The organism is Planococcus wigleyi (assembly GCF_014836985.1).
GTDB classification, from domain to species: domain Bacteria; phylum Bacillota; class Bacilli; order Bacillales_A; family Planococcaceae; genus Planococcus; species Planococcus notacanthi.
Genome location: NZ_JACSPU010000006.1, coordinates 47,034 through 66,104 on the forward strand (window position 1 = coordinate 47,034; position 19,071 = coordinate 66,104).

Annotated in this window: 20 protein-coding genes and 1 riboswitch; of the genes, 3 read left to right on the plus strand and 17 right to left on the minus strand. The window is 44.1% G+C overall.

Features of this window, described 5'->3' with window-relative positions; genetic code table 11:
• Nucleotides 1-9: 9 nt before the first annotated feature.
• The 14 genes from sufC to H9630_RS16090 all read right to left on the minus strand — a co-directional run bounded on the left by sufC (nucleotide 10) and on the right by H9630_RS16090 (nucleotide 13,538).
• Nucleotides 10-795, minus strand: a complete 786-nt coding sequence (gene sufC, locus H9630_RS16025) for a Fe-S cluster assembly ATPase SufC (protein WP_290186712.1) — start codon at nucleotides 793-795, stop codon at nucleotides 10-12.
• A 263-nt stretch (nucleotides 796-1,058) separates the two neighbouring features.
• Nucleotides 1,059-1,214: a hypothetical protein gene (locus H9630_RS16030; RefSeq protein ID WP_191716520.1), complete on the minus strand. Its 156-nt coding sequence runs from the start codon at nucleotides 1,212-1,214 to the stop codon at nucleotides 1,059-1,061.
• Nucleotides 1,215-1,421: 207 nt separating this feature from the next.
• On the minus strand, nucleotides 1,422-1,946 hold the full coding sequence (locus H9630_RS16035) for a hypothetical protein (RefSeq protein WP_191716521.1): 525 nt from the start codon (nucleotides 1,944-1,946) through the stop codon (nucleotides 1,422-1,424).
• A gap of 99 nt (nucleotides 1,947-2,045) precedes the next feature.
• Entirely contained in the window at nucleotides 2,046-3,218 is a 1,173-nt protein-coding gene (locus tag H9630_RS16040; RefSeq protein ID WP_191716522.1) for a dicarboxylate/amino acid:cation symporter, read from the minus strand.
• Between the two features lie 151 nt (nucleotides 3,219-3,369).
• Nucleotides 3,370-4,182, minus strand: a complete 813-nt coding sequence (locus H9630_RS16045) for a MetQ/NlpA family ABC transporter substrate-binding protein (protein ID WP_191716523.1) — start codon at nucleotides 4,180-4,182, stop codon at nucleotides 3,370-3,372.
• Between the two features lie 52 nt (nucleotides 4,183-4,234).
• Nucleotides 4,235-4,903, minus strand: coding sequence for a methionine ABC transporter permease (locus H9630_RS16050; protein WP_191716524.1), 669 nt, complete (start codon nucleotides 4,901-4,903; stop codon nucleotides 4,235-4,237).
• Nucleotides 4,896-5,921: a methionine ABC transporter ATP-binding protein gene (locus tag H9630_RS16055; protein WP_191716525.1), complete on the minus strand. Its 1,026-nt coding sequence runs from the start codon at nucleotides 5,919-5,921 to the stop codon at nucleotides 4,896-4,898. Before H9630_RS16055 ends, H9630_RS16050 begins: the two co-directional genes overlap by 8 nt.
• An 88-nt stretch (nucleotides 5,922-6,009) precedes the next feature.
• Nucleotides 6,010-6,114, minus strand: a riboswitch (SAM riboswitch).
• Between the two features lie 104 nt (nucleotides 6,115-6,218).
• Nucleotides 6,219-6,545, minus strand: a complete 327-nt coding sequence (locus tag H9630_RS16060; protein WP_191716526.1) for a thioredoxin family protein — start codon at nucleotides 6,543-6,545, stop codon at nucleotides 6,219-6,221.
• A 5-nt stretch (nucleotides 6,546-6,550) separates the two neighbouring features.
• On the minus strand, nucleotides 6,551-6,889 hold the full coding sequence (locus H9630_RS16065; protein WP_191716527.1) for a toprim domain-containing protein: 339 nt from the start codon (nucleotides 6,887-6,889) through the stop codon (nucleotides 6,551-6,553).
• A 227-nt stretch (nucleotides 6,890-7,116) separates the two neighbouring features.
• A complete protein-coding gene (gcvH, locus tag H9630_RS16070) occupies nucleotides 7,117-7,497 on the minus strand; it encodes a glycine cleavage system protein GcvH (RefSeq protein ID WP_191716528.1) in 381 nt (126 codons plus the stop codon).
• A gap of 79 nt (nucleotides 7,498-7,576) precedes the next feature.
• Nucleotides 7,577-7,930, minus strand: a complete 354-nt coding sequence (locus H9630_RS16075) for an arsenate reductase family protein (RefSeq protein ID WP_191716529.1) — start codon at nucleotides 7,928-7,930, stop codon at nucleotides 7,577-7,579.
• Between the two features lie 107 nt (nucleotides 7,931-8,037).
• Nucleotides 8,038-9,819 carry an acyl-CoA dehydrogenase family protein gene (locus H9630_RS16080; protein ID WP_191716530.1) on the minus strand — a complete coding sequence of 594 codons (1,782 nt, stop codon included), beginning with the start codon at nucleotides 9,817-9,819 and terminating at the stop codon, nucleotides 8,038-8,040.
• A gap of 130 nt (nucleotides 9,820-9,949) precedes the next feature.
• Entirely contained in the window at nucleotides 9,950-11,125 is a 1,176-nt protein-coding gene (locus H9630_RS16085; protein WP_191716531.1) for an acetyl-CoA C-acetyltransferase, read from the minus strand.
• A 28-nt stretch (nucleotides 11,126-11,153) separates the two neighbouring features.
• Nucleotides 11,154-13,538, minus strand: coding sequence for a 3-hydroxyacyl-CoA dehydrogenase/enoyl-CoA hydratase family protein (locus H9630_RS16090; protein ID WP_191716532.1), 2,385 nt, complete (start codon nucleotides 13,536-13,538; stop codon nucleotides 11,154-11,156).
• Between the two features lie 210 nt (nucleotides 13,539-13,748).
• On the opposite strand from H9630_RS16090, the gene H9630_RS16095 reads away from it, so the two are divergent.
• The 3 genes from H9630_RS16095 (at nucleotide 13,749) to H9630_RS16105 (ending at nucleotide 15,247) form a co-directional block, all read left to right on the plus strand.
• Entirely contained in the window at nucleotides 13,749-14,069 is a 321-nt protein-coding gene (locus H9630_RS16095) for a thioredoxin family protein (protein ID WP_191716649.1), read from the plus strand.
• Between the two features lie 160 nt (nucleotides 14,070-14,229).
• Nucleotides 14,230-14,679, plus strand: coding sequence for an STAS domain-containing protein (locus H9630_RS16100; protein ID WP_191716533.1), 450 nt, complete (start codon nucleotides 14,230-14,232; stop codon nucleotides 14,677-14,679).
• Nucleotides 14,680-14,731: 52 nt separating this feature from the next.
• The gene (locus H9630_RS16105) at nucleotides 14,732-15,247 is read left to right on the plus strand and encodes a C39 family peptidase (RefSeq protein ID WP_191716534.1); all 516 of its coding nucleotides are present in this window, start codon (nucleotides 14,732-14,734) and stop codon (nucleotides 15,245-15,247) included.
• Here the strand turns inward: H9630_RS16105 and H9630_RS16110 are convergent.
• The 3 genes from H9630_RS16110 to H9630_RS16120 all read right to left on the minus strand — a co-directional run bounded on the left by H9630_RS16110 (nucleotide 15,225) and on the right by H9630_RS16120 (nucleotide 18,847).
• Complete coding sequence (locus tag H9630_RS16110; protein ID WP_191716535.1) at nucleotides 15,225-16,124, minus strand: 5'-3' exonuclease; 900 nt, start codon at nucleotides 16,122-16,124, stop codon at nucleotides 15,225-15,227. The two genes, H9630_RS16105 and H9630_RS16110, sit on opposite strands and share 23 nt — an antisense overlap.
• 80 nt (nucleotides 16,125-16,204) lie before the next feature.
• Nucleotides 16,205-17,701: a glycine betaine uptake BCCT transporter gene (locus H9630_RS16115; protein WP_191716536.1), complete on the minus strand. Its 1,497-nt coding sequence runs from the start codon at nucleotides 17,699-17,701 to the stop codon at nucleotides 16,205-16,207.
• 375 nt (nucleotides 17,702-18,076) lie between these two features.
• Nucleotides 18,077-18,847, minus strand: coding sequence for a SurA N-terminal domain-containing protein (locus H9630_RS16120; protein ID WP_191716537.1), 771 nt, complete (start codon nucleotides 18,845-18,847; stop codon nucleotides 18,077-18,079).
• Nucleotides 18,848-19,071 lie beyond the last annotated feature (224 nt).

Here is a 19,071-nt window from a genome sequence, read left to right on the forward strand (position 1 = left end):
CCCTTCCAATTAAGCTTGTTGTCCTACAGTCTCATCTTCGATGCCAAGTTCAGCTTTGATCCAGTCATAGCCTTCAGCTTCAAGTTTGTGAGAAAGTTCTTCTCCACCTGATTTGACTACGCGTCCTTGCATCATTACATGGACATGGTCAGGAGTGATGTAGTTCAGCAAACGCTGATAATGAGTGATGATCAAGCAGCCAAAGCTTTCGCTTCTCATTTGGTTAATGCCTTCTGAAACAACTTTCAATGCATCGATATCCAAACCAGAGTCAATCTCATCCAGAATCGCGAATTTCGGTTTGATCATCATCAATTGAAGAATCTCATTGCGTTTCTTTTCCCCGCCTGAGAAGCCTTCGTTCAAGTAACGCTGTGCCATATCTTCCTGCATATCAAGCACTTCCATTTTGCTGTCCAACTCGCGGATGAATTTCATCAATGAAATTTCATCGCCTTCTTCGCGGCGTGCGTTCATTGCTGAACGCATAAAGTCAGCATTAGTCACTCCAGAAATTTCGCTTGGATATTGCATACCTAGGAAAAGGCCAGCGCGTGCGCGTTCGTCAACTTCCATCTCGAGAACGTCTTCGCCGTCCAAAGTGATAGATCCTTGAGTAATTTCATATTTTGGATGCCCCATGATAGCCGATGCTAAAGTAGATTTCCCTGTGCCGTTAGGCCCCATGATTGCATGTATTTCACCTGTATTAATTGTTAAGTCTACACCCTTTAAAATCTCTTTGTCTTCGATTTTAACGTGTAAATCTTTAATGACCAAAGTTGACATGTAAATACCTCCATAAAGTTAATTTTGAATGGCAAAGCATTCTTAATTAGTATCATTCTAATCTTAACCCATATTCACCTTACTGGCAAATCATTAAACTGCTTCAAAAGTTTAAGCAAAACATTTTAGAATACTGTATTTCCTAGTATTTTCTAAAAGCGCTGTATGACAACTGTCATGCTTCTATATTTTCAATAAAAGGTATCTAAATGAGAATCCGTATCAATAAAAAACCAGCATCCGAGGATGCTGGTTCCGTTTTTATATGTTTAGTCTCGATGTACCTGCCGTTCGATTTGGCTGGCTACTTTTTGGCCTAGCTGATAATCCTGTTCACGGCGCTGTTCTACTTCGATGATTTTGTCAGGGTCATTTTGGTACTCGTCAATTCCGAAACCATGTGCGTTTCTGAATGCCTGTTCCATTTTCTCCGTCTTTTCAATTCCTTGCGATTCGATAATGAACCATTCCTTTCAATCTTTTGGGATTTAGGATTACGTTTGTAAGTATACCCCATCAACAACCATATAAACACGGCTATTGTCTAATTAATCTGAAAATAGAACTATTTCCTTATTAATCTACCAATATCAGAAAACCCCAGACAAGTGAATGTCTGGGGTTCAATCTATTTACTGTGAAACTTCATTGTAGACGCTCGAAGGGGCTAAATCCTGCTCCACCAACAATTCATTTAACAAAGCATCCGCTTCACCAAACTTTTTGTCAGCTGCTTCAAAAGAAGCGTCTTTCGCCAATGCTTCGGCTTTCATCTCATAAGATTCCATTATCGCTGTAAATGCTGTTTCGATTTGTTCTTGCTGACCTTCCAATGCTGTTGGAATTTCTAAGGTTTCTACAGCATCTGCCGCATTTTCAGCAGATAGGATAGCTGCATCCTTCATTGTCTGCAGTTCCTCACCCTCTGGCAATGTACCTTCAGCTTGGCCCATTTCAAACAAATTCAAATCGCCGTCAACTGCATTGATCGTATTTGGAATGGCCATATAAAACTTCATCAATTCTTGCTTTACATCTTTGTCCGTTTCAGAAACGCCTGAGTCTGCAGTCGCTTCTTTCGTATCGGATGTTTCATCTGTTCCACATGCCGCCAAAAAAACGGTGGCAGTTAACGCGATTGCTGCAAATTTCTTCATGATGTTTCCCCCTATTGTGTAATATCTCCGTTATAATAGCACAGAAATTACCAATAGAATAGACTAGATGAAATAGCCGCAATCTCCAGAATCGCTTAATTATTGCAAACTTTTCTTGCCATTTGTAAAACGATCTACAATATGTGCCAAAGCGCCGTCACCCGTGACGTTGGCAGCTGTTCCAAAGCTGTCCTGGGCCATGTAAAGGGCGATCATCAACGCCACCATAGTAGGGTCAAATCCAAGCATGACTTCCAGCAATCCGATTGCTGCCATAACAGCGCCTCCCGGAACTCCTGGAGCTGCTATCATCGTAACGCCCAACATTAAAATGAATGGAAAGAAATCGCTGAACACTGGGGTTCCGCCCGTCAACAATAAGACACCGATGGCACAGGACACCAAAGTAATGGTACTGCCTGACAAATGAATCGTCGCAAACAAAGGAACTGTAAAGTCCGCTACCCGTTCATTGGCACCCGATTTGCGTGCCTGGCGAAGCGTCACCGGGATAGTCGCTGCTGAAGACTGCGTTCCTAGAGCTGTAAAATAAGCCGGCATCATGGTTTTTAGTAGGATAAATGGATTTCTTCCTTTCAATGCTCCTGCTGTTGAATACTGCAGCAATAGCATTACCCAATGCAGAATGATGATCATGACAAAGACAATCGCAAACAATGACAGAATTTCAAATACGGCTCCGCCATACGCCATGTTCGCAAAAATACCAAAGATATGAAATGGCAAAAGAGGAATGATGACATAAGAAATTGTCTTTTCAATAATCGCCTGGAATTCATCAAAAAACGAAACCATAACTTTGCTGCCCGTTGACGCCATGCCGATACCGAGCAAGAACGCGAGAATCAGTGCAGACATCACACCAAAGACAGGGGGCATGTCTAATGTAATGAACGTCGCTGCTAATGCCTTTTCCGGATCTTCCATGCCACTTAAAGAACCTTCTTGCATAAAATTAGGCAAGACTGTAACTGCCACAAAAAAAGCTAACACGCCTGCTATGATGGTAGACGCATATGCTGCACCAGTAGCCATCCCCAGTAATTTGCCTGAACCTTTTCCTAATTTCGCAATACCTGGAGCAATGAACCCAAGAATGATCAACGGCACCACAAAGTTTAGGAAATTTCCGAAAAGCGATGTAAAGGTAGCGAAAACCCGCACCATACTTTCCGGTGCAACTAATCCAATAAGGACACCTAAAACGATTGCCACAATGATTCTCGGCAATAAACCAAAATTGAATTTCACGAAATTGTCCTCCTCATATGAACAAATGCTTCTTTTTTATTATTCAAAAGTAGCACAGACTAAGACAAAATGTAAGTTATACATTAATTTACGGAATATTTTTATTATTTCACCAAAAATAAAAAAGCATCCCGAAAGATGCTTTTTAAAATCAATCTACTGGTACGACCGCTCCGCCCCACTCTTCCAGAATGAAATCCTGGATTTCCTGAGATGTCAAAACTTCTACCAATGCTTTTACATTTTCATTCTCTTCATCGCCAGCGCGAACAGCAATAATGTTTACATAAGGCGACTCTGATGATTCAAGTGCAATTGAATCTTCCAACGGGCTAATTCCTGCATCAATGGCATAGTTGGAATTGATCAAGACAGCATCGCCTTCACCGGATTCATACATTTGAACCAGCAGGGCTGCCTCATAGTTCGCGTCAAACTGAAGATTTTTAGGATTTTCAACAACATCGCTTACTTCAGCAGCTGTTTTATCAACGCCTTCAGCCAATTTGATCAAACCTTCAGCTTCAAGCAGTGACAGAATACGCCCATGATCCGCTACCGAGTTGCTCATCAAAATCGTACCGCCTTCTGGAAGTTCATCAAGAGATGCGTAATCCTGTGAGTAGACTCCGATTGGTTCGATGTGGATTCCGCCAGCATTTTCGAATTCATAGCCATGATCCGCTACCTGTGATTCTAAATACGGAATATGCTGGAAGTAGTTGGCATCAATTTCACCAGACTCCAAGTCTTCGTTAGGGAGGACATAATCCTGATATGTTTCAATTTCCAATTCGATTCCTTGTTCTTCAAGAAGTGGCTGTGCTTGCTCTAGAATTTCAGCATGGGGTACATTGGAAGCACCAACACGCAAAGTCTTAGATTCTTCTTCACCCGCTCCGCCATTTCCGCATCCTGCAAGTACTAAAGCTGTCAACGCTGTTCCTACTACAAATTTCTTCATCTTTATCTCTCCCTTTTGCTGTGTTTTAGTTTATGGAACGGAAAATCCGCAATTACCGTTTATCTGCTTTTGTTGTTACCAAATCACCAATATATTGAATGACGAACACAATGATCAAGATTAGGATCGTCGCCATCAATGTGACGTCTTCACGGCTGCGCTGAAAACCATCCAGGAAAGCCAATGTCCCAAGGCCGCCTGCACCGATGATGCCTGCCATAGCCGTATAGCCGACCAATGCGATGGCTGTTACCGTAATTCCGGAAATCAATGCCGGTTTCGATTCAGGCAGCAGCACTTTCCAAATGATTGTGCCGGTCGTCGCGCCCATAGAGCGTGCTGCTTCGATGACTCCTTTGTCGATTTCCTTTAATGCAATCAACACCATGCGTGCATAAAATGGAGCTGAGCCGATGATCAATGCGGGCAAAGCTGCGTTTGGCCCCCGAATGGAACCCATCAGGAATAACGTAAAAGGAATCAATAAAATAATCAAAATGATAAATGGAATGGAGCGGAATATATTAACGAATGCACCTGTCAGCCAATTGACCACTTTATTGGCCCATAATTGCTTCGGAGCTGTCAAAAATAACAGGATTCCAAGAGCCAAACCGATGATGAATGTAAACAACGTTGATAAAGCTGTCATATAAAGAGTTTCAAGTGTGGCTTCCCACATACTGTCCCAATCTACATTGGGGAATAACGAATCAATCATTGTGCATTACCTCCGTTTGAACATCTTCTGAGTGGAGAAATGCCAAAGCTTCTTCCATTTCACCAGGAGAGCCTTTCAACTGAAGAATCAATGTTCCATAAGCTCCACGTTGCGTATGCGAAATATTGCCTTGGACGATATTGACTTCCACCGAATGGCTGCGAATCAGTTTTGTCAGAATTGGCTGTTCGGTTTGTTCTCCGACAAAAACCAATTTCACCAGTTCGCCTGTCGGATACAACTCACGAAGGTTTTTGATGGTTTCCTGTGAATCTCCACTATCAGTGACCTGGGCCACAAAGCGTTTGGTGATTTCTTCTTTTGGTGATTGGAAAACATTCAGAACATCCCCGAGCTCCACGACACGCCCGCCTTCCATTACAGCAACACGATGACAGATTTTTCGGATGACGTGCATTTCATGAGTAATCAATACGATGGTCAAGCCTAATCGCTTGTTGATATCGACCAATAAATCTAGGATTGCGTCTGTCGTTTCCGGATCAAGTGCAGAAGTTGCTTCATCACATAATAGGACTTCCGGATCGTTCGCCAGCGCACGGGCAATACCGACACGCTGCTTCTGTCCGCCAGACAGTTCCGATGGATAAGCATTTTCGCGGCCCGATAATCCAACCAGCTCAATCAGTTCCTGCACCCGTTTTCCACGCTGCGCTTTTGAGACTCCCGCAATTTCCAAAGGGAATTCGATGTTCTCTTTAACCGTCCTCGACCATAATAAGTTGAAATGCTGGAAAATCATGCTGACTTTTTGGCGCGCTTTCCGCAATTCCCCGCCTTTAATGGACGTAATTACCTTTCCGTTGATTTCCACAGTGCCGGAAGTCGGTTTTTCCAATCCATTCAACAAGCGGATTAATGTACTTTTACCGGCTCCACTATATCCGATAATCCCAAATATTTCTCCATCAGCAATAGATAAATCAACTTGGTCGACAGCCGTAAGAACCGCCTTGCCTGTATCAAATTTTTTCGTCACTTTCTTTAACTCGATCATTCGTTGAACACCCCTGAATCCTAAAAATAAAAAACCCTTCCGCGCATAACTGAGCAGAAGGGCAAACGTATATTATACGGAAACCAATCTCTCATCTTCCAAAGCTTTCGCTTCGTGTGATTTGGCACCATTTCATTTTCATGACGGTTGCCGGGCTTCATAGGGCACTTCCCTCCACCACTCTTAATAAGAGTTCGATATGAAATTAGTAAAACAGAATAGATTTTAATTGGTGGTAAATCTTACGCTTCGCCTATTTCAAATAGAGTCCCGCGCTTTTCTTACCAGAAATTCAATTTACCATGACCGGCTATATTCGTCAACAGATTTCAACTTGCCATATAAATAAGGTACCGATTGGAAAGCGTAAATCTTTTCCTTGAGCTTCCCATTCTCTGTAATCAGCAGGCAAGGAACACTTTCCACTTCATACATTCCTGCAATTTCCTGTACATAGTTCAAGTTCGCTTTGCCAATCGGAAGATCCGGCAATAGTTCTGTGACAACCGACAGCATTTTGGAAGCTACCTGACAAGTCCCGCACATCGGTGTGTATAAGTAATACGCGGTAGTGCGATTGGTATTCTTTTCTTTGATCCATTCTTTATGAGTCCATTCCTGCATCGTCTTCATCCCTCTGTTAATAGCTTATTGACCTGGACATTCGCTGAGATGAGCACATCCATCAGGATCCGGAGCGGCGTTGCTGCGACTTCCTTGTAGCTCCGGTTCACATAAAAATGCCGGGCTTCAGGGAACTCACGCTTGACCAGCTTCCGCAATTTTTCTCCTGAAGAGTCTGCATCCACTAATATAATGATGTCCTGGCCTTCATATGGCAGCAGCAATTCTTCAAGTCTCGTTGGACTTACTGTACCATTTGTGCAAAGAATCGTCACGGGTTCTGCAATGAGCGGTGCAATTCTCGTCTTATCACTGAGCCCTTCCACAACAATCACCTTTCCCATAACACTCACCCCATCGAATATAGAATAAGTTCAAAAGCTGTTTCTATATAAGTTGAAATATACCCCTTTATATTGAGTTATTCCACAAATAAGCTTTTCAAAAACCAGTTGGTGCACGGTTAGTTCAAGAGATTGGACTCGATACCTAGTGAATAGGGGTTCTTCACAACTCTCTCCGTCTTTGGCGCAAATAAAAAAAGCGCCAAATTAAAGGCGCTTTCCGGGAATTATTCGTTGGTCATTTCTTTGTATTGATCAGCATTCATCAGATCACTGATTTCTTCTTCAGAAGGGGCTTCAATAACCACCATCCATGCCTGCTCGTAAGGTGACTCGTTGACGAATTCCGGGCTGTCTTCAAGCTCGGAGTTGACTTCGATCACTTTGCCGCTGATTGGTGCATATAATTCCGAAACTGTTTTAACGGATTCAACGCTGCCGAAAGGCTGGTCTTTTTTCAGTTCATCGCCAACTTGTGGAAGTTCAACAAATACGATATCCCCCAATTCAGCCTGTGCGAAATGAGTAATTCCGATACGCGCATTGCCATCTTCGATCTTAACCCATTCATGTTCTTTAGAATAACGAAGTTCTGCTGGTGTGCTCATCTTGACCCCTCCAAATTATGTAGTTGATTCAATTTCAGTTTGACATAAACAGCTGTGAAATACAAGATGATGCCGTTTCTTAAAGCCAGTTATTCTGGTAATCGGCTTCTTTAAAACCTAGTGTCACCTTTTTTCCATCCCAAGCCAACGGACGCTTGATCAACATGCCATCTGAAGCCAAAAGCTCTAATTGCTGTTCTTCGGTCATGGTCGATAATTTGTCTTTCAAGCCAAGCGAACGATAGATTAAACCGCTTGTATTGAAAAACTTCTTCAATTCCACACCGCTAGCCTGATAGATTTCAGCCAATTGTTCTTTTGTCGGCGGGTTTTCTGCGATATGTATTTCATTATATTCCACATTATTTTTGTCCAGCCAGCTTTTCGCTTTCCGGCAAGTTGTGCATTTCGGGTACGCATAATAAGTAATCAAGTTAGAACCTCCCTTTTTTCTAAGCTTACCAAAAAGAAGGCTTTCGGTCGACGCAAAAAAAAACAGGCAAATCCGATAAGTTCGGATCTGCCTGTTACCGTTATCCCTTAAACGATGTATTTCTCAACGTCAATCAACTTAACAGCCGCTTCGCGTTTTTTCGCAATGACGTTGTAAGGCGTTGAACGGGTCAATTTACGCAATGCTGAAAGCATCATGCGCTGGTTGTCGCCTTCGATGGCTGCAATCAACGTTTCTTTGGCATCCTTTTCAATCTGGTCGAATGCTTCCTGGCAATAAATCTGCGTATACAGAAGTTTTTGCTTGGCTTTTTCTTCACCTGAAGCAGCAATCGCTTTTTCTGTACGCAACACTACTGATTCCATCGCAAAGACGTTGCTCACGATGTCTGCGATGTTGACAAGCACTTCCTGCTCCGCTTCCAACTTCGTGCCGTATGTCTGAGCCGCTAGGCCTGCAGCAAGCAAAGCAATTTTCTTGGCATTTTTCACCAAGTACTTCTCTTGAGCCAAAGCTTCTGTGCCAACTTCTTCCGGCATCATCATCATCAGTTCTTCCTGAAGCTTCTGTGCATGCTGCAATAATGGCAATTCACCTTTCATTGCTTTGCGCAATAGCGTTCCTGGCACCAATAGACGGTTGATTTCATTTGTTCCTTCAAAAATACGGTTGATGCGTGAATCACGGTAAATGCGTTCAATTTCGTATTCCTGCATAAAGCCGTAGCCTCCGTGCAACTGAACGCCTTCATCTACGATATAATCCAATGTTTCCGTACCGAAGAATTTATTAAGTGAGCATTCTACTGCAAACTCAGCAATCGAATCAGCCACTAATTTGCCATCAGCATGCTGCTCATCCGTAAAGCTGCTCATGCGGTCTTCGAACAATCCAACAGTACGATATACAGAGCTTTCAACTGCGTATAATTTAGATGCCATTGTCGCCAATTTCTCACGCGTCAAGTTGAATGAGGAAATTGGTGTCTTGAATTGCTGCCGCTGGTTCGTGTAAGGGATCGTCAATTCCATTGCGCGCTTAGAAGCCCCGATAGTGCCGACTCCCAATTTGTAGCGGCCGATGTTCAAGATGTTGAATGCGATAATATGTCCGCGACCAGCTTCACCTAATAGGTTTTCGACAGGAACTTCAGCATCCTGAAGGATCAACGTCCGTGTAGAAGACGATTTGATGCCCATTTTCTTTTCTTCCGGCCCAACAGAAACGCCAGGGAATTCGCGCTCTACGATAAAGGCAGAGAATTTGTCTCCGTCAATTTTTGCATAGACTACGAATACATCCGCAAATCCAGCGTTGGTGATCCATTGCTTTTCACCGTTCAATACGTAATGTGTGCCTGCTTCGTTCAGCTTGGCAACTGTTTTCGCGCCTAATGCATCTGACCCTGAGCTTGGCTCTGTCAAAGCGTAAGCTGCAATCATTTCACCGGTCGCAAGGCGCGGCAAGTAGCTTTGTTTTTGTTCTTCATTCCCGAAAAGAACGATTGGCAGTGAACCGATACCGACGTGTGCTCCGTGAGTGATTGAGAAACCGCCCGCTTTCGACATTTTTTCAGCGATCAAAGCTGATGCGATTTTGTCTAATCCTAAACCGCCGTATTGTTCCGGAACATCAGCGCCAAGAAGGCCAAGGTCTCCAGCTGTTTTCAATAGACGGACGGAATGCTCAAATTCGTGGTTTTCCAGTTTTTCAACAACCGGCATTACTTCTGTGTTGACGTAATCCTCAGTCGTTTTCGCGATCATTTTTTGTTCTTCTGTGAAATCTTCCGGTGTGAATACCCGTGACAAATCCGCATCTTCAATTAAGAAACTGCCGCCTTTGATCAATGTTTTTGATTGTTCCATTTTGTATTCCTCCTATTTTGTAATTGCTTATTATGTTCTATTTTAAAGAAATCGCTCCAGGCGGACGCTTTCCGCTGGAGTTTCCGCTGATATGCTCCATATCCTTACAAAATATTTATCAAATTCAGTTCTACAGCATTTCAAAGACGCCTGCTGCGCCCATTCCTCCACCGATACACATTGTGACGACACCGAACTGCTTGCCTTGGCGCTTCAATTCACTCATCATACGGATCGTCAGGATCGAGCCCGTCGCCCCCAGTGGATGGCCAAGTGCAATGGCTCCCCCGTTGAAGTTGACTTTGTCGATATCCAATCCAAGCTCCCGAATGACGCCAAGCGATTGGGAAGCGAATGCTTCGTTCAATTCCCATACATCGATGTCATCAATCGTCAATCCAGCCAATTTCAAGGCTTTTGGAATGGCTACAACAGGACCGATGCCCATTACTTCCGGCGGTACGCCGCCAGTTGCAAACGAACGGAATTTCGCAATCGGTTTCAAGCCTAGAGCTTCTGCCTTTTCACGGTCCATCACCAGCAATGCGCCGGCGCCGTCAGAAGTCTGTGAAGAGTTTCCAGCGGTAACCGTGCCACGGGCTGAGAAAGCAGAGCGCAATTTGTTCAAGGTTTGGATGCTGGTGCCATGGCGGACACCTTCATCCATTTCGAACATAGATGTTTTCTCCTGGTATTTATTGTTTTCATCAACATATCGTTTCGTCACTTCGACAGGCACAACTTCTTCATCAAAGTGCCCGGCTGCAATGGCTGCTGCCGCTTTTTCATGGGAACGGACAGAAAATGCATCCTGGTCTTCACGGCTGATGCCGTATTGTGTGGCTACTTGTTCTGCCGTATGCCCCATGCTCATATAGTATTGCGGTGCTGTTTCTGCCAATTTCGCGTTTGGACGGATGACATTGCCCATCATCGGCACCATGCTCATCGATTCTACGCCGCCTGCAATGATTGCTTCAGCTGAACCAACCATGATGCGTTCTGCTGCATAGGCGATCGACTGAAGGCCAGAAGAACAGAAACGGTTGACGGTAACGGCTGAGACCGTATCCGGTAAACCTGCAAGTGCTCCGATATTGCGTGCGATGTTCATGCCTTGCTCTGCTTCCGGCATGGCACATCCCATGATCAAATCATCTATCGGCCCGTCGTACCCGCCAGCCCGCTGTAGCGTTTCTCTAACAACCAATGCGCCGAAATCGTCCGGACGCACCGTGGCTAAAGAACCTTTTGCCGCTTTTCCGACCGGTGTTCGAGCACTGGCCACAATTACTGCTTCACGCATGTGTAGTTCCTCCTTTTATAATCAACGATTAATTACGTAATGGTTTTCCTTTAACCAGCATATGCTGCATGCGCTGCTGGGTTTTCGGTTCTGCTACAAGACTCAAGAACGCTTGGCGCTCAAGATCAAGCAAGTATTGCTCGTCCACTTTTGTGCCATAGGGAACTTTTCCGCCTGACAGTACAAACGCCAGTTTTTTGGCGATTTTTAAATCGTATTCACTGATATAGCCGGAAATGAACATGCCTTCTGCGCCCAATAACAATGTCGCGTAGCCAGGTTCACCGGTTACCGGTACTTTTTCACGCTGCGGTGCCTGATAGCCCGTTTCGTAGAGTGCAAGAGCCGCTTGTTTCGCATCGTAGATCAAATGGTCGCTGTTGACGCTGATGCCGTCCACGAAATTCAAGAAGTTGTTTTCCCGTGCTTCTTCTGCTGACGTGGAGACTTTCGCCATCGCAATCGATTCGAATACTTTGCTGGCGACGTTTTGATAATCTACGGTCACGCCATTTGGCAAACCTTTCAACTGCTTCATATAAAGCTCTTTGTTTCCGCCGCCGCCCGGAATCAGCCCGACGCCTGCCTCCACCAAGCCCATATAGGTCTCCATCGAAGCCTGGATGTGTGCAGCCGGCAATGCCACTTCTGCGCCGCCGCCAAGAGACATGCCGAATGGTGCTGCTACTACCGGTTTATTGCTGTATTTGATTTTCATCATGGCATTTTGGAATGTCTTGATGGTGAAATCAAGTTCAAAAATATTGTCATCCTGTGCTTCCATCAGAATCATGGCGAGGTTCGCGCCTACACAGAAATTCTTGCCCTGATTGCCTATGACTAGCCCTTTGAAGTTTTTCTCCACTTCATCGACTGCGTAATTGATCATTTGCATGATATCCAAGCCAATGGCATTCGAGCGTGAATGAAATTCAAGCAATGCAATCCCGTCGCCTAAGTCAATCAAGCTTGCACCTGAATTTGATTTGATGACGCCGTGCTTTTTCTTGTAGCGTTTCAAGTCAATCACTTTTTCATTCACTGGAACTGGCTGATAGCTTGTGCCGTTGAAGAAATGAAGGTCGTTATTTTCTTCTTTATAGAAGGTTTCGTTTCCGCTGTCGAGCAAGGCCTGCACGAATGCTGGAACCGGATGCCCTTCCTGTTTCATTTTTTCAACTGATTTTTGGACACCGATGGCATCCCAGGTTTCAAACGGACCTTGTTCCCAGCCGAAGCCCCATTTCATGGCATTATCGATGGCAACGATGTCGTCTGCGATTTCCCCGTTCAATTCGGCCGAATAACGCAATGTCGGAGCCAGTACGCTCCAAAGCAGTTCTCCGGTGCGATCTTCTGCATAGACAAGCGTTTTCATTTTAGCCGCAAGGCCTTTTTGCTGTTTCGCCATTTCCTGTGAAGGCGTTTTCAATTTTCCGGCTGCGCGGTAGTCAAGCGTCTCCGGATCAAGCTCCAGGATTTCTTTGTCTTTTTTCAAGAAAAACCCTTGGCCCGATTTTGCGCCAAGCCAACCGTTCTCTACCATCTTCTTCATAAATACGGGTGCTTCGAACACTTTCTGTTCTTCACCTGAAGTTTGGTCATAGACATTTTTAGCTACGTGCATAAAGGTATCCAGCCCTACAACATCCAATGTACGGAATGTCGCTGATTTCGGACGGCCGATTAATGGCCCCGTTACAGAATCCACTTCCCCGATTGAATAGCCACGTGCCATCATTTCACGCAAAGTGACAAGCAATCCGTATGTCCCAATGCGGTTAGCGATAAAGTTCGGTGTGTCTTTTGCAATTACTACACCCTTGCCTAAAACGTCTTCTCCGAATGTTGTCATAAACTCCACGACTTCAGGAGCTGTAGTTTTCGCAGGAATTACTTCCAACAGTTTCAAATAGCGAGGCGGGTTGAAAAAGTGGGTCCCAAGGAAATGTTTGCCGAAATCTTCCGAGCGCCCTTCCACCATCGCATTAATGCTGATGCCTGATGTATTTGAAGAAATGATGGTGCCGTCTTTTCTGACGCCATCAATTTTTTCGTATAATGATTTTTTCACGTCAAGATTTTCAACAATGACTTCAATGATCCAATCGACTTCCTGTAATTTTTCAAGATCGTCTTCCAGATTTCCTGGTGTGATTAATTGAAGATTCTTTTTAGCTGTCAATGGAGCCGGTTTCTGCTTAAGCAGTTTCTGGATAGAACCAGTTGCAATGCGATTGCGTACAGCCTTGTCCTCTAAAGTTAACCCTTTTGCCTGTTCTTCCTTCGACAATTCACGCGGAACAATATCAAGCAACAATACAGGGATTCCTATATTTGCAAGGTGCGCTGCGATTCCTGAACCCATTACACCTGAACCGAGTACAGCCGCTTTTCTAATTTGGTAAGCCACTAGCAAACCCTCCTTGAATTTTTGAATGAACCCTCATTCATTTTTTGATTAAAAAAATAGAACGTTCTCTATGTCTCTTAGTGTAAGTTATATTTCCTTTTTTCGCAATATTTAATCGTTAAAAAATTCCCATAAATTTTCATAAACAGATTCTTTGCGATTTGAGAAAAGCACGGTAAACTTAAAGAGAACCTAGAAGGAGGCAACATGATGAAATCACTTACTACGAACGACCAATTTAACGAAGTTATAAAAGGCAGTGAACCGGTTATTGTGAAATTCCAAGCAGGCTGGTGCCCGGACTGCACACGCATGGACATGTTCATCGATCCTATCATCGAAGAATTCAACCAGTACCAATGGTTTGACGTGAACCGCGACGAGCTTCCAGACCTTGCTGAAAAATATGATGTCATGGGTATTCCAAGTCTATTAATTTTTAAAGACGGCGAAAAGACCGCTCATCTTCACAGCGCCAACGCCAAATCACCTGAATCGGTTACTGAATTTTTAAATGACCAAAAAGAGTAGGCTCCCGCCTGCTCCTTTTTTTCGCTATAATATAGAACGTATTAAATTTTCAGCTGCTGATGTAAACTCTATTCGTAGTGAACAAAGAGGCTGATCAAATACTATTCTCATATTCACTAATTGATTCGAGCATCTTATAAAAACTGCGGAGGTATTGGAAATGGATTCACAACAGGAAATTAAAGAATTAAAAGAACAGCTTGTTTATTACGAAAAGCTTATTAAGAACATGTCGGCACCCATTATTCCATCGATTGTCCCTAAAACTATTTTAGTGCCAATTGCGGGTTTCATTTTCACAGACCGTTTTGATATGATCCGCACGAAAGTCTTGAAGTATGCAGAAAAGCATCGCGAAACAGAACGCGTCATTTTCGATTTCACCGGCGTAACGACGGATGATTTTGCAGAATTCGATTACGACGGGCTTGGCAGTGAATTGAGCCAGTTAAATTCTGCTCTTGGACTAATGGGGCTGCGTGCTATTTACGCAGGATTTAATCCATTGTTTGTGCGTGAGATTGTTCACGCCGGCATCCAAGTAGAGCTGGAAGTGTATACAACTTTCAGAGTTGCTTTGGAACAGTTGCTTACGGAAAATAAAAACTAGCCTTTAAGAATATGACAAGCTGTGCAATCAAAATGATTCGGAGGTATTCGCTGTGAAAAAGCTGATCGCATTTCAAGGACTGTCTCAGCATGATGAATCCGTTTCTGAGAAATACCGTTCTTCTGCATGTGGCCCTGTCACTGCCGCCTCGATTCTTCAACACCATGAAGGGCTAAAAATTGGAGTCGACCAGCTTTACCGCATGCTTGGCTCAACCCCTATCGGACTGTTCACTTGGCGGTTGATTAAGAATTTCCATAAAGTCGGCGGGAAACGTTACGAAGTGAAAAAAATTCGAAGCCTCGATGAGGTCAAGGAAGAATTGTTGGCAGGACGGCCGCTTGCAATGAAGTTCGACCGCTATTTTACATTCCAATGGTTTTCAAAACCGCTTTTCAGCTATCATTGGGTACCGCTGATCGGCTTTAAAGAGGAAGCCGATGATCTGGTTTTGTATATCCACGACAACGGACAAAAAAACCGCCCCAGTAAAATGCGGACGGTTTCTTATCTGGAAAATCGTAAGGTGTTGACTTTTGTAAAGATTATGCCCAGGGATCGGCAGTAACACCCACATCTTTTTCGAGTTGTTTGGCAAGCAACAGCAATTGCTGGTCGCGGCATAATTGAATATGTTCATTGGTGTAGGCAGGAACAGTGAGTTCCTCCAGTGCCACTTCCAACTGGATGTCACATTTGATGACAGCCAGTTTTTTTGATAGCAAAAGCATTTCCTTATGCTCATCGATTTTCTTTTTCTGTGCAGGCTTTAGTTCGTCAATGGCTTCAAGTACGCCGTCCGTCGAACCGTAGTTTTGGATCAGCTGAAGCGCAGTCTTCGGACCGATGCCTTTGACTCCTGGGTAACCGTCGCTCGGATCGCCCATAAACGCTTTAACATCCGCAAATTGTGATGGCTGAATGCCGTACTCTTCGATGAACCTGGCTTCCGTGTAAACATCATAGACGTGGTAGCCTTTTTTCATAAACGCGATATTGACTGAGGGCGTCAGCAATTGCAGCATGTCTTTATCACCGGTAATGATCGTGAAATCCACTTGATCCTGCCACTGCTTTGTGAACGAACCGATAAAGTCATCAGCTTCAATTCCCTTCTCCCCATAATTCTTCCAGCCAAGCTGTTCAGAAATCGCCTGAGCCAAATCAAACTGGTGAACCATATCTTCTGGAGGTGCCGGACGATTCGCTTTGTAGCCATCGAATAGCTCTGTGCGGAATGTTTTCGCCCCCATATCCCAGCAAACAGCCATATGCGTCGGCTTCATCAATGATTTCGCCGCCAATACGTGGCGCGCAAAACCCTGTACTCCGTTTGTTGCCAATCCATCAGTGGTGCGGAAATATTGGCCTACTGCTGAAGTTGCGAAAAATGAGCGGAACAGCAACGCCATTCCGTCCACTAATAATACATGCGGTTTTTCCATAGTTAAAAATCCTCCATCTTGTTGTTTCCTGACTCCCATTATACCTGTTCTCCAATGAAAAAACCGCCGAAGCGGCGGTTTTAACGTTTTCGTTTTATAGCTTTGTATTCGATATTCAGTGCTTTGTAGAAGGACGCCATCATCAGCAGCATGATGATCGAGAACGGGAATGCCGCTATGATCAACACCGTTTGCAATGTATCGAGTCCTCCTGTGGATAACAAGATTACAGCGATTGCTGATTGGGAAATTCCCCATGTCAGTTTTACCGTATTTTGAGGATGCAATGATCCGCCTGTCGTCTGCATTCCCAGTACAAATGTTGCGGAATCGGCAGAAGTGACGAAAAACGTCGTAATCAGGAAAATCGCAATAACCGACAGCAAGACACCTAATGGCAATTCATTGAATACTGCGAACAAAGTTTCCTCCGTCAACAAGCCTGTCAGATCCACTCCGCTGCTTTGTACATCAATTGCAGTTGTACCAAACGCTGAGAACCAAAGGAAACTGATGAAAGTTGGAATCATCAAGACACCTAATAAGAACTGGCGAATTGTCCGGCCTTTGGATACACGTGCAATGAAAATACCGACAAACGGAGCCCAGGAAATCCACCATGCCCAATAGAAGATTGTCCAGCCATCAATCCAGGCCCGGTTTTCTCCATCTATCGGCGCTGAGCGGAAACTCATCTCGATTAAGTTTTGGAAGTATGTACCGATTGTATTCGTGAACATATTCATAATCAATAAAGTTGGTCCAAGTATGATGACTGCGATAAGCAATACGACTGCCAACACCATATTTGTATTGGACAGGTATTTAATTCCTTTGCTTAATCCGCTCCATGCAGAAAACATAAACAATACCGTTACAATAGCAATAATGATCAATTGAACAGCAAAGCTGTCTCCTGCTATTCCATCAAATAAGAACGCAAGGCCGCCATTGATTTGAATAGCACCAAAGCCCAGAGTTGTTGCGACACCCACAACTGTTGCAAAAACAGCGATGACGTCCACTAATGTTCCCCATGGACCTTTCATCTTATCTCCAAACAACGGCTTCAAAGTAGCGGAAATCAATCCCGGCTCCCCTTTTCTAAACTGGGCATATGCAAGCGCCAATGCCACTACGGCATATATGGCCCACGCATGAATTCCCCAGTGGAAAAAGCTGAATCGCATTGATTCACGCATAGCTTCTGCAGTTCCGGGTTCAGCTGTAGCCGAATCGATCGCAAAATGCGACAGCGGCTCTGCAGCTCCCCAGAAAACCAGACCGATTCCCATTCCTGCTGAAAACAGCATGGCAATCCATGTCCCGAATGAGAACTCGGGTTTGTCTGTATCTTTGCCCAGTTTAATCTGCCCCATCGGACTGATGAGGAAAAACAAACAGAACAAAACCATAATGGAAACTACCAATAAGTAATACCATCCGAACGAAGTTGTCAGGAACGATTCTATATTTCCTGTAACTTCTGCAAAATTATCAGGCGCAATGGCTCCGTAGCCAATGGCTAATAATACGAGTGCAAGTGCAATCCAAAATACATTGGTTACTTTCTTCATATAGTACCCCCTCCTTAATTTTTATTCCGCTTTAACGGCCAGCAATACTCCTACTGCTCTAAGTAGGAGTCCACTGACCGCCAAAGCACGAATTGAGCAACTTAAAATCAGCGGTGAATGAAGAACCTCCGCTGCCTCAAGTTTCTCATTATCACAAGTTTAAAGCATACGGAAGATTTCTATTCCTGTCAAACCCGCTGTTTTAGTTAGAAAATGATACGGACGATATGTTATATGACTGATAATTGCACCTATTTTCAATACCCTTATCTTCAATCTATAAACCGTTTTCTTATAAATAGGAAATAAAATGAAAGAACTTACATGTAGAATAGGCATAGAAAAACCAGATCCACACGGGATCTGGCTGCTGTTTTATAAGTTAATTGTGACGTCTGCCGATTCGCGGAGTTTAGCGATCAATCCTTGGACAGCTTCACTTTCTTTTTGCATTTTAACCTGTTCTTCAAGTTGCGGCTTCACTTCTTCGAATGCCGGAAGCTCTTCATCACTTCCAGCCTCTTTTTGCTGGGCTTGGGCTTGCTCATAAACTTTCTTGAGCTCTTCTTCAGTCGGCTTTATTTCGCCGGCCTCCTGTGCAACCAGTTGATCCACTTTCACTTGGGTTTGCACTTGCTTTCTCACTTCTTCTTCAGAAAGTCCCTGCTCTTCAAGTGCTGCCAAGAACTCTTCAGACGATGCCAGTCCGTTTTGCTCAGCCAATTCTTTCAACGAAGCATCGGTCTGCTCATCTGTCACTTCGATCTTCTGTTTCTCCGTTTCTTGAACCAACAGCTCTTGTGCAACTAAACTTTCAGCGATTTGCTCTTTCAGCTGAGCCTGGTCTACCTCTTGTCCAGACATTTGGGCCTGCATGGCCATCTGCTGGAATTGGCCTGTATAAGCCGATTCAAATTCTTTTTTATCGATTTCTTCTCCATTTACTTCTGCAACGACATCAGGGATGTCTTTTAAATCAGGTTCCGGCATTTCCGGCTGTTGTTCACCAGCAGCTTTTTCCTCTGCCGCCGCTTCCTCTTGTGGAGCCGCTTCTTCGCTCGTTTTTTCTTCAGCGTCGCCTCCACATGCAGCCATTGCCGCCATCGATCCGCCAAGTACAATTGTCAGTAAAACTTTTTTAATCATTAAAATTCCCCTCTCAAACATCATGTCCGTTAGTGTAGCACATTGAGTCCAGCTGTGAAAACATAAACCATTGCTGAAGACTTTTGCATATGATTACAGGATAGAAATATGGCAATTTGTTCCCTATTTCATCTCACCTATATTCTTTCAACTTATAAAATCTTTGCCAGTAACAAATATGTCGTTTCTTGCTTCCAGCTCCATCAACCAGCAAATATCATTAT

Bases quoted from the DNA above. Each gene is read 5' to 3' on its own strand.
- H9630_RS16030 (WP_191716520.1), bottom strand. From the start codon at position 1,214: ATGGAACAGGCATTCAGAAACGCACATGGTTTCGGAATTGACGAGTAC.
- H9630_RS16035 (WP_191716521.1), bottom strand. From the start codon at position 1,946: ATGAAGAAATTTGCAGCAATCGCGTTAACTGCCACCGTTTTTTTGGCG.
- H9630_RS16045 (WP_191716523.1), bottom strand. From the start codon at position 4,182: ATGAAGAAATTTGTAGTAGGAACAGCGTTGACAGCTTTAGTACTTGCA.
- H9630_RS16050 (WP_191716524.1), bottom strand. From the start codon at position 4,903: ATGATTGATTCGTTATTCCCCAATGTAGATTGGGACAGTATGTGGGAA.
- H9630_RS16055 (WP_191716525.1), bottom strand. From the start codon at position 5,921: ATGATCGAGTTAAAGAAAGTGACGAAAAAATTTGATACAGGCAAGGCG.
- H9630_RS16060 (WP_191716526.1), bottom strand. From the start codon at position 6,545: ATGCAGGAATGGACTCATAAAGAATGGATCAAAGAAAAGAATACCAAT.
- H9630_RS16065 (WP_191716527.1), bottom strand. From the start codon at position 6,889: ATGGGAAAGGTGATTGTTGTGGAAGGGCTCAGTGATAAGACGAGAATT.
- gcvH (WP_191716528.1), bottom strand. From the start codon at position 7,497: ATGAGCACACCAGCAGAACTTCGTTATTCTAAAGAACATGAATGGGTT.
- H9630_RS16080 (WP_191716530.1), bottom strand. From the start codon at position 9,819: ATGGAACAATCAAAAACATTGATCAAAGGCGGCAGTTTCTTAATTGAA.
- H9630_RS16085 (WP_191716531.1), bottom strand. From the start codon at position 11,125: ATGCGTGAAGCAGTAATTGTGGCCAGTGCTCGAACACCGGTCGGAAAA.
- H9630_RS16095 (WP_191716649.1), top strand. From the start codon at position 13,749: ATGAAATCACTTACTACGAACGACCAATTTAACGAAGTTATAAAAGGC.
- H9630_RS16100 (WP_191716533.1), top strand. From the start codon at position 14,230: ATGGATTCACAACAGGAAATTAAAGAATTAAAAGAACAGCTTGTTTAT.
- H9630_RS16110 (WP_191716535.1), bottom strand. From the start codon at position 16,124: ATGGAAAAACCGCATGTATTATTAGTGGACGGAATGGCGTTGCTGTTC.
- H9630_RS16115 (WP_191716536.1), bottom strand. From the start codon at position 17,701: ATGAAGAAAGTAACCAATGTATTTTGGATTGCACTTGCACTCGTATTA.
- H9630_RS16120 (WP_191716537.1), bottom strand. From the start codon at position 18,847: ATGATTAAAAAAGTTTTACTGACAATTGTACTTGGCGGATCGATGGCG.